Raw genomic sequence first — 9,320 nt, forward strand, 5'->3', positions numbered from 1 at the left:
AAAAAACTTTTAGTTTTTATATTAGTTTGTCTAATCTATTATTTAATCATAATAGACTGGCTCAATCGATCACTTGTTTAGATTTCAAAGATTGACTAATAGTTTAACAATTGTAAGTTAAAAGAACTTTCTGTTCTGCGTTCTGCAAAACAGAAAGTGAAGTATATAGAAGTGATGCTTAAAAGTAGATAAAAATAAGGCTATTTTTTAAAAGCCCATAAATAAATTTTGAAGTCCGACCTTTTCGTTAAAAATAATATCTTTTTTATTTGGATCATACTTAAATTTACTTACTACTTTTTTGCCATCCTCTTTTAAATATCCGGCAGATATAAGTGTTGGCTCGATAAGAGTCATCTCAGGAAAGAGCGTATCAAAAAATTTAGCCAAAGTCTCATCCGCGCTTAGCTCACCATCAAGTGATAGCTTATCAAAAATCGCAAGCTGACTTTCTCCGCTTTTAAAGCCATTGATAGCAGCATCTAACTTTAAATTTATCGCATTATTGCCATTTTTAAAGCTTAATGTATCTACTTTCACACTTGGATTTTTCTCTAAAATTTGACCCATTACTTCGTCCAAATTTAACCCAGCAAAGATACTCTCATTTGTATCAACATTTACATTACTTAGTCTATCAAGTATATTATTTATAGTTGGCACGTTGATATTTGCTATTTTGCTATCTAAGATAAAATCTGCAAATTTCACTTTATTAACAGCAACCGCACCTATCTTCACCACGTCATTTGAGCTACCAAGATCATTTGAGACTTCAAATTTAGAGCTATACTCAAGATCGTCTAAAGCGACATTACCATCTTTTTCATCTAATAATGCTAGTTTTTTAATCTTAGCCTTTGCTACGTAAGAAGCTAATTTGCTCTCAAATATCTTTGAAATTTCAACTGGCACAGTGTAGCTTGTATCTATATCGATGCCTTCAAGATTAACTTCTGCTTTATTTTCTTCGTTAAGGTCTTTTAATGAAACTTTCTCAAGACCCAAATTTGCGCTATTTACATTATCTTTTGCGTCCAGTTTCAAGCCAAATTTCACATCCTTTGTATGAACGTTCATGGTTTGCTTGTCGCTAAAGTCGATATCGCTAAATTTAACTTTTACATCTTTATCGCCACTCACGCTGGCTTTTGTTTTAGCCGTTGCGATGACGTTTGACCCAAGAAATGAAGCTACGATATTTTTTATCGCCTCATTTTGTATAGAAATTTTTGAGTCGATATCAAAGCCATTTACAAATGCAAGCACTGAGTGAGAAATTTCATTTTCTACCTTGAAATTTAGATCCTCATCCACATCTTTGCCAGCTAAATTTTTCAAAAGATCCTTTGAAACGATAAGATCAAACGATCCTTTTGAGCCAAAAAAACCTTTTTGATAGCTATTTTCTGAAACCTTAAAGCCATTTACATCATTTAGTCTATCAACTATCCTTTGATAGTTCTCCTCGACCTTGTTTGAGGCGAAATAAACAGCGCCTGCGACGATCACGATAACTACGATTAGAGCAGATATCACCTTTTTCATACTTTTCTCCTTTTTGTAATGTGTTGTAAAAACAACCAGATACCTAACAACAAGCCAACCATGGCAAGTGGCATGATATAGCCATGCTCGCCAAGATAATTGCTCACACTCATGAAATAATCCCCTGCTTTATAGCTAGCAAGGCCAACGATCACCGCCCAGAGCACCGAGGAGATCAAATTTATAACACTAAATTTATAAAAAGAGTATTTTGTAAGTCCAAGTGCGACAGGCACCAAAGTTTTGACGCCATAGATAAATTTTTTGATAAATATTATCTTATCGCCATGCTTTTTTGCTAAAATTCCAGCGTAGGCAAGCTTTCTTTTGTGATTTTTCACATAAGGCATAAGCGAGCTTTTGTTAAACCTTGCGACGTAAAAGATCAAAGTATCGCCGATCGTATTTGCAACGGCAGCGACGATTATGCTAAGAGTGATGTCCATCTTACCAGCAAAGCTTAATATCCCAGCGGCGATAAGTGCGACCATGCCACCACCAAGGCTGTAAAAAAATAGCACGATGTAGCCGTAAGTCGAAATTGAGTTTATAATATCTTGCATCATTGCCCCAAAAGTTTAGAAGCTGAAGATATTAGTTGCTCGTATGCGTAGCCACTTTGTTTTAAAATTTCATCCTTTGCGCTAATCACTGCTCCGCCAAAGCTTGCTCCTGCGAAAAATCCATCATTTGCGGCATACGCGTAGATGTCACTTGAAAATTTAAAATCGCTTACTTTATTATAATTGCGCCCGATATCGCCAAATGCTACCGAAAGCTTCGTATCAAGCGTGATCTTGGCGTCTTTTATGTCGTAGATGATGCTATCTTTAAATATAAATAGCACAAGCGAGCTATCTTCATAGCCAAGCTGTATGCCGATGCTGCCGCCACTTATACTAACTGGCAAAATTTCACTTGGCGAGTTGATGTTGCCAACGACCATGATGCCATCTCCGCCCATGCCACCGACCACAAAACCGACTTTTTTTACACTTGGAAAGATGATCGTCGCTTTTGACTGCTCGATGAGCTCTTTTATAGGAGCGTTTCTAGCGCCTCTCATCGTCGTTATAAACGAATTTGCCGAGTCTAGCACGAGCTCCTCGCTGGCATAGCCAAGCGAGAAAAACATTATTAATGATAAAAGAAATTTCATATCTTGCTGTTATTTCGCAAAATCAACAGCGCGAGTCTCTCTAATGACGCTTACTTTTATCTCACCAGGATACTGCACCTTACTCTCGATCTCTTGAGCTATCTCTTTTGCCACAAGCACGGCTTCATCGTCGTTTATGAGCTTAGCATTTGCAATGACACGGATCTCACGGCCAGCGTTGATCGCATAAGCTTGTTTGATGCCTTCTTTGCTTTTTGCGATGTTTTCGATCTCTTCAACACGTTTTAAGAAGCTCTCAAGCACCTCACGTCTTGCTCCTGGACGAGCTGCACTTAGTGCGTCAGCTGCGCAAACAGCAGCACTTTCTATACTTGTCGCCTCTTCGTGGCCATGGTGAGCATAGATAGCGTTGATGACGACTGGATGCTCTTTATAGCGTTTGCAAATTTCAGCTCCAAGATCGACGTGGCTACCATCATACTCGTGAGTTAGCGCTTTGCCTATGTCGTGAAGTATGCCAGCTCTTTTTGCTAGCTTCTCATCTCCGCCACACTCAGCTGCGATGATGCCAGCAAGGTGAGCTACTTCGAGGCTATGAGCAAGGGCGTTTTGACCGTAGCTTGCTCTAAATTTAAGCTTGCCTATTAGTTTTACTATCTCTGGATGAATTTTATTTAGACCAAGGTCCATGACGATGTTCTCGCCCTCTTCTTGTATGCTTTGCTCAAATTCTTCAGTTACTTTTTTGTGAAGATCCTCTATCCTCGCTGGCTGAATTCTGCCATCCTCCACCAAAAGCTCGATCACTCTTGTTGCGATCGCACGTCTGTAAAGATTAAAGCTGCTTAAGATGATAGCATGTGGGGTATCATCGATGATGATATCAACGCCAAGCACCATTTCAAGGGTTTTGATATTACGTCCCTCTTTGCCGATGATCCTACCTTTTAGCTCATCATTTTTGATATTTACGACGTTTATTAGACGCTCAGCTGCAAATTCTCCAGCAAATCTTGACGTAGCCTGCGCCAAGATATAATTAACCCTCTTTTTAGCCTCTCTTTTTGCCTCTTCTTCGTACTTTCTAACGATGTGAGCGATGTCGGCGCGTGACTTCTCTTCGACCTTTTTAAGCACGACCTCTTTTGCCTCCTCCTCCGTTAAGCCAGCAGCGTGCTCAAGCACTCTTATCGCCTCTTCTACTTTGTTTTGATAAGTCGCTTTTAAATTTAAACCCTCTTCGTAAGTGACCTTCGCATCTTGCTTGTCTTTTTCAAAAAGCTCTTTGCTCTCATTTAAAAGCTCTTGCTCATTTAGCAAAATTTTCTCTTTTTTGATCAGCTCATCAAATTTACTTGCATACTCTTTTTGAAGCTTTGTCGTCTTGTCATCGTATCTTTTTTTAGCCTCAAATTCAGCCTCTTGCACTGAAATTTTAGAGTTTTTAAGCGTTAGCTCAGCTTCATACTCAATGGCTTTTGCTTTAGCTTTTGCCTGCTCTAAAAATATGTTGTAGTTTGCATCATTTATCTTTTTGGCGTAGAGATACCCTGCTCCAACGCCCACCACACCGGCTCCTAAGCCTATTAAAACCTCTATCATTTATTCCTCTTTTTATATAATTTTTGCTTGGGGTTATATAAAAGTCTCCCACCGCATCGTGCGCTTGTGAAAGCACATCTTTGGTGTAGAAGTCTTTTACCTCTAAGAAAACTATCAGTTTTGGCTTAACGGGCAAAGTGTCAAAAAATCTATCGTAAAATCCTTTTCCGTGCCCTATCCTTGCCATAGCTCCATCAACCCCAATCGCTGGAACTACCGCCATATCGAGTTTAACATTATTCATTTTTTTGCCAGATGGCTGTCTGACATTAAATTTATAAGTTAGAAATGGCAGTCGCAATCTTACCATCTCTAAGCTAAGACCTACCATAAAAGGGGCAAAAATTTCACATTTGTGTGATAAATTTCGTCTTATTTTAAGCACATCGACTTCGTAGTTAAGCGGCAAGTAAAAGAGCACCTTTTTAGAATTTGTGTAATTTATCAAATTTAAAAGTGTTTTTGCTACCTTGTGATGTGTGCATTTTGCTTTAAATTTAGTGAGCTTTATCAAATTTGCTCTTGCATTTTTTCTAAATTCGTTTTTTTCTAAATTAACGCTCATTTTATGCTCTTTCTTGTATAATCCTGAAACATTTTTCAAAAGGAAATTTATGACACTAAAACGCGCAATTATAACATCACTTTGTCTTTTTGCATTTTTCGGATGCGGCGACGACAAAAGCCAAAAGAGCGAGCAAAACAGTAGCGAGCCAGCTGTGCAAAGTAAAAATTTAGAAGAAAATGCCAGCAAAGACGAAAATTTAAGCAAAGATACGCTCACACCAAAGATAAGCGAGAGCGAACAAAGTGACGAAGTAAAAGATATAAGCCTAAAACTGCTTAACGGCACAACTATGCAGATCACAAAAAGAAGCAACGGCTTTGACGTAAAAGATGGCAAAAAAGCTACACTTTACGTATTTTTCGCCACTTGGTGCCCACCTTGCAAGGCTGAGATACCATCTTTAAACAACCTAAGTGAGAAATTTAAAAACGAGCTAAACATCGTTGCTGTCTTGCTTGAAGACAAGAGCGAGGACGAAGTTAAAGAATTTGCTCAAAAATATAAGATCAAATATGACATCGCAGTTGGCGAGGGAAATTTCTTATTTGAAAAGGCGATGGGCGGCATCAAAGGACTCCCTGCATCTGCACTTTTTAAAGCAAATGGCGACTACGCTCAAGGCTACATCGGTCTTGTGCCTGAAGAGATGCTTGAAACTGACATAAATAGGGCTATAAAATAATGCTTGAGTTTTTAAAAAGAGGTTTTGAAAAGACCTTTGGAGCGATAAGCTCAGCCAAAAAGTCAAAAAAGATCGACAAAGAGAGCTTAGAAGAAATTTTACTAGAAGCTGACGTGGCCTACGAGATCGTGGAGGAGATTTTATACTACTTGCCGCCACAAGATGAAGTGAGCAGGGCTGATCTTAGACGCGTTATGAGTAGCTATTTTATCTATGAAAACGAGCGCGTGATCGAGCCTGACAAGCCATTTGTCGATCTTATCCTTGGTGTAAATGGCGCTGGCAAGACGACAACCATAGCAAAGCTAGCAAATTTATATAAAAATAACGGCAAAAGCGTCATTTTGGGCGCTTGCGATACATTTAGAGCTGGGGCGATCGAGCAGCTACGCCAGTGGTCAATCAGGCTAAATGTGCCAATAGTCGCCACCCAGCAAGGGCATGATCCTTCAGCTGTGGCTTACGACACGATTAGCTCGGCCCTTGCAAAAGGCATCGACCGCGTCATCCTAGACACGGCTGGCAGGCTTCAAAACCAGACAAATTTGGCAAACGAGCTTGATAAGATCGTTCGTATCAGCAAAAAAGCCTACGAAAAGGCGCCTCACCGCAAGATCCTTATCCTTGATGGCACGCAGGGCAACGCTGGCGTCGCGCAGGCAAAGGCGTTTAATGAGATCGTCTCGCTTGATGGCGTCATCATCACAAAGCTTGACGGCACTGCAAAGGGCGGAGCGCTATTTGGCGTGGCAAGGGAGCTTGAGCTACCTATATTTTATATAGGCGTTGGCGAAAGTATGGACGATATCATCAAATTTAACCCAGACGAGTTTTTAGACGAGCTGATGGACGCCATTTTTGAGTAGGGTAAAATTTCTTAGTAAAATTTGCTTTTTCGCTGCTCTTTTGGCGATTGATATTCTTGCATTTACTCCAAAAAGTCCCGCAATCATCGAAAATTCGTGGGACAAAGCAAACCATTTTTTAGCTTTTTTCGTCCTTTATATCCTGCTCTACCTTGGCTATGAGTTTAAAATTTTAAAAAATTTAGCCCTACTTTTAGCCTTTGGCGTGCAAATAGAGCTGGTTCAGGCACTTTTACCAAACAGGAGCTTTAGCCTTGCTTGACATCGTAGCTGACATGATCGGAGCGTCTTTTGGAGTGATAGTAGTTGAAATTTTAAAAAGGATATATTATGGCAAAAGCAAAGCCAGTTTTTGAGTGTCAAGCCTGCGGTAATCAACAAGCAAAGTGGCTTGGTAAATGCCCACAATGTGGGGCTTGGGATAGCTTTGTCGAGCTTAGCCAGCAAGAGATAAAGATAAGTAAAGAGATAGCAAAAAGTAGTGGCACACCCAGCAAAGCCATAAGTATCGACGAAGTTAAAATTCAAAATTTTACGAGATTTAGCACAAAAGATAGCGAGCTAGACCTTGTTCTTGGTGGTGGCGTGGTCGAGGGCTCGCTTGTTTTAATAGGCGGTAGTCCAGGCATAGGCAAATCAACTCTGCTTCTAAAAATCGGCTCAAATTTAGCAAAAGACGGCAAAAAAACGCTCTATGTAAGCGGCGAAGAGAGTCAAAGCCAGATAAAAATGAGAGCTGACAGACTAAATGCTGTGGATAAAAATTTATACCTATTAACTGAAATTTGCCTAGAAGATATCCTGCTAGAAGTGCAAAAAAGCGACTACAAGGTGCTAGTAATCGACTCCATACAAACGCTTTATAGTCAAAATATAAGCTCCGCCCCAGGCTCGATCACACAGGTTCGAGAGATCACATTTGAGCTGATGAGGCTTGCAAAGAGCCAAAATATCTGCGTTTTCATCATCGGTCATATTACCAAAGAGGGCTCGATCGCAGGGCCTAGAGTGCTTGAACACATGGTCGATGTGGTGCTTTATTTTGAGGGCGATGCGAGCAGAGAGTTAAGAATTTTGCGTGGGTTTAAAAACCGCTTTGGCTCGACGAGTGAGGTTGGTATATTTGAAATGAGCCAGCACGGACTGGTGAGCGCAAACGAGGTCTCAAGTAAATTTTTCACACGTGGTGGGGCGATGAGTGGCAGTGCGATAACTATTATAATGGAAGGTTCAAGAGCACTTAGCATCGAAATTCAGGCTCTTGTTTGCGAAAGTGCCTATCCAAAACGAAGCTCGACTGGCTTTGAAAGAAATCGCCTGGATATGCTGCTAGCCCTGCTCGAGAGAAAGCTAGAAATTCCACTTGGGCACTACGACGTCTTTATAAATGTTTCAGGTGGCGTTAAGATAAGCGAAACTGCAGCCGATCTAGCCGTCATCGCAGCGATAATCAGTAGCTTCAAAAACCGCCCTATTAGCAAGGATAGCGTTTTTATAGGCGAGCTAAGCCTAAATGGCGAGATAAGAGAAATTTTCAACCTCGATCAGCGCCTAAAAGAGGCAAAAACGCAGAAATTTAAAAACGCCATCATCCCAAACAAACCGCTTGACACGCAAGGTCTAAAGTGCTTTTACACCAAAGATATCACGCAAGTGCTTGAGTGGATGTAAATTTACTCTGGAACAAATCATGCTTGCTCTTTGACAGATAATATCAAGGAGGCAAACCATGAATGATATTAGCATCTTAAGCACCAATGTAAATTCATACACCAAGCAACAACACAAGAAAGATAGGTCTTTAAATTTTAGTGATCTTATAAAGCAAAGTGTTAAAGAAGAAAGTAACAAGCCAAACCAAGAGCCAGCTAAATTTACTTATATCTCTTCTTCACAAAATAGCCTCGCCTCTTTAAATTTTAATAATCTTCAAGCTTATGGCTACACAGTGGATAAAGCTGGCTTTATGGGAGCTGATTTTAACAAAGATGCAGGTTTGCCACAGGACTTTAAAATCCATAAAAGCACACTTGATGAGATAGTTAGATACAACAATAAAACATATCTATTCACACAAGATAGAAGCAAGGCTGCCTTTGAAAAGATAGATGTAGCTGATACCACAAAGCACTACTATAAACTTTTTAAAAGCATCGTAGGCGATGAAAAAGATAGATATAGTGAAGCTGATCTAGCAAATTTGCCAAAAGGCTTTAGCATAGATACTAACCAAAAAACCTTTGGTAAAAATGCAAATTTCTTAAAAGATGTGAGCCTGATATCTGTTACAAATGTATATAAAACATTTGATCAATTTAATGATGCAAAGAGCGTTAGAGATGAGCTTAGAGGCTTTGGAGTAAGCCACGAGGTCTATGAGCTAAATTTTAGTAAAGAACATCTTGACACAAGAGCCAGCGACGAATATACATTTAACCCTGATATGTTGGTATATCAAGCAGATGATACTTATAGCAATGCTGGTGTATTTGTGGGATTTTTAAAGAGTTTTAGCCCTATCGCTAGTGATAGCGGCGAGACAAAGCTTAGTGTGGAAGCAAGCTCTTACTCAAAGCTAATGAACGAGCAAAGCCTAGCTGATGATATAGTGCCTCTCTCAAGGCTTTTAAAAAATGAGAAGATGATCAAATTTATCTTAGAAGAGCTACTAAAAAGAAATTTACTCACTTCAAAAGATGGCAAAAGCGCAAGCGAGATAGTAGATAGTGTGCTAGCTCATGCCACAAAGCTTCAAAACGAGACAAAAGTTTAAATAGATAAATTTAAAAGGTGGCTATCTTTAACCGATCAAGCCATCTTATTTAAAATTTGCTTCTTATCTATCTTTTGCATAAGCTCTAAGACATCTATGCCTCTTTTTTCTTTGAAATTTAAAAGCTCTCTTGCATAGAGAAATTTTTGATCCTTATTTAT

The 9,320-nt window shown here is 39.6% G+C and carries 10 protein-coding genes and 1 pseudogene; 5 read left to right on the plus strand and 6 right to left on the minus strand.

The features are described 5' to 3' along the window. Positions 1–207: 207 nt before the first annotated feature. The 5 genes from CYO90_RS05915 to CYO90_RS05935 are packed head-to-tail and all read right to left on the minus strand — an operon-like array spanning position 208 to position 4,835. Positions 208–1,548 carry a DUF945 family protein gene (locus CYO90_RS05915; RefSeq protein WP_103578832.1) on the minus strand — a complete coding sequence of 447 codons (1,341 nt, stop codon included), beginning with the start codon at positions 1,546–1,548 and terminating at the stop codon, positions 208–210. Beyond that, positions 1,545–2,111 (minus strand): DedA family protein, encoded by a 567-nt coding sequence (locus CYO90_RS05920; protein WP_002942724.1) that lies wholly within the window; start codon positions 2,109–2,111, stop codon positions 1,545–1,547. Before CYO90_RS05920 ends, CYO90_RS05915 begins: the two co-directional genes overlap by 4 nt. Then, entirely contained in the window at positions 2,111–2,707 is a 597-nt protein-coding gene (locus CYO90_RS05925; protein ID WP_103578833.1) for a lipid-binding SYLF domain-containing protein, read from the minus strand. The genes CYO90_RS05920 and CYO90_RS05925 overlap by 1 nt, the downstream gene beginning before the upstream one ends. Before the next feature lie 9 nt (positions 2,708–2,716). Continuing rightward, entirely contained in the window at positions 2,717–4,270 is a 1,554-nt protein-coding gene (gene rny / locus CYO90_RS05930; protein ID WP_103578834.1) for a ribonuclease Y, read from the minus strand. Continuing rightward, entirely contained in the window at positions 4,191–4,835 is a 645-nt protein-coding gene (locus CYO90_RS05935; protein WP_103578835.1) for a 5-formyltetrahydrofolate cyclo-ligase, read from the minus strand. The genes rny and CYO90_RS05935 overlap by 80 nt, the downstream gene beginning before the upstream one ends. A gap of 49 nt (positions 4,836–4,884) precedes the next feature. On the opposite strand from CYO90_RS05935, the gene CYO90_RS05940 reads away from it, so the two are divergent. From CYO90_RS05940 to CYO90_RS05960, 5 genes are all read left to right on the plus strand, one after another. Then, the gene (locus tag CYO90_RS05940) at positions 4,885–5,520 is read left to right on the plus strand and encodes a TlpA family protein disulfide reductase (protein ID WP_103578836.1); all 636 of its coding nucleotides are present in this window, start codon (positions 4,885–4,887) and stop codon (positions 5,518–5,520) included. Beyond that, positions 5,520–6,386, plus strand: coding sequence for a signal recognition particle-docking protein FtsY (gene ftsY / locus CYO90_RS05945; RefSeq protein WP_012001848.1), 867 nt, complete (start codon positions 5,520–5,522; stop codon positions 6,384–6,386). The genes CYO90_RS05940 and ftsY overlap by 1 nt, the downstream gene beginning before the upstream one ends. Continuing rightward, positions 6,379–6,648, plus strand: coding sequence for a VanZ family protein (locus CYO90_RS05950; protein ID WP_258030673.1), 270 nt, complete (start codon positions 6,379–6,381; stop codon positions 6,646–6,648). Before ftsY ends, CYO90_RS05950 begins: the two co-directional genes overlap by 8 nt. Positions 6,649–6,716: 68 nt before the next feature. Next, positions 6,717–8,057, plus strand: a complete 1,341-nt coding sequence (gene radA, locus CYO90_RS05955; RefSeq protein ID WP_103578837.1) for a DNA repair protein RadA — start codon at positions 6,717–6,719, stop codon at positions 8,055–8,057. Between the two features lie 58 nt (positions 8,058–8,115). Beyond that, a complete protein-coding gene (locus tag CYO90_RS05960; RefSeq protein WP_103578838.1) occupies positions 8,116–9,159 on the plus strand; it encodes a Cj0814 family flagellar-dependent secreted protein in 1,044 nt (347 codons plus the stop codon). 35 nt (positions 9,160–9,194) lie between these two features. Here CYO90_RS05960 and CYO90_RS10530 read toward each other — a convergent pair. Beyond that, a pseudogene (locus CYO90_RS10530) lies at positions 9,195–9,320 on the minus strand (cell surface protein); the annotation flags it as partial.

The sequence above is a fragment of the Campylobacter concisus genome, from assembly GCF_002913745.1.
GTDB lineage: Bacteria > Campylobacterota > Campylobacteria > Campylobacterales > Campylobacteraceae > Campylobacter_A > Campylobacter_A concisus_R.

Excerpts from the sequence above, each read along its gene's own strand:
- CYO90_RS05915 (WP_103578832.1), bottom strand. The coding sequence starts at position 1,548 with ATGAAAAAGGTGATATCTGCTCTAATCGTAGTTATCGTGATCGTCGCA.
- CYO90_RS05920 (WP_002942724.1), bottom strand. The coding sequence starts at position 2,111 with ATGCAAGATATTATAAACTCAATTTCGACTTACGGCTACATCGTGCTA.
- CYO90_RS05925 (WP_103578833.1), bottom strand. The coding sequence starts at position 2,707 with ATGAAATTTCTTTTATCATTAATAATGTTTTTCTCGCTTGGCTATGCC.
- rny (WP_103578834.1), bottom strand. The coding sequence starts at position 4,270 with ATGATAGAGGTTTTAATAGGCTTAGGAGCCGGTGTGGTGGGCGTTGGA.
- CYO90_RS05935 (WP_103578835.1), bottom strand. The coding sequence starts at position 4,835 with ATGAGCGTTAATTTAGAAAAAAACGAATTTAGAAAAAATGCAAGAGCA.
- CYO90_RS05940 (WP_103578836.1), top strand. The coding sequence starts at position 4,885 with ATGACACTAAAACGCGCAATTATAACATCACTTTGTCTTTTTGCATTT.
- ftsY (WP_012001848.1), top strand. The coding sequence starts at position 5,520 with ATGCTTGAGTTTTTAAAAAGAGGTTTTGAAAAGACCTTTGGAGCGATA.
- radA (WP_103578837.1), top strand. The coding sequence starts at position 6,717 with ATGGCAAAAGCAAAGCCAGTTTTTGAGTGTCAAGCCTGCGGTAATCAA.
- CYO90_RS05960 (WP_103578838.1), top strand. The coding sequence starts at position 8,116 with ATGAATGATATTAGCATCTTAAGCACCAATGTAAATTCATACACCAAG.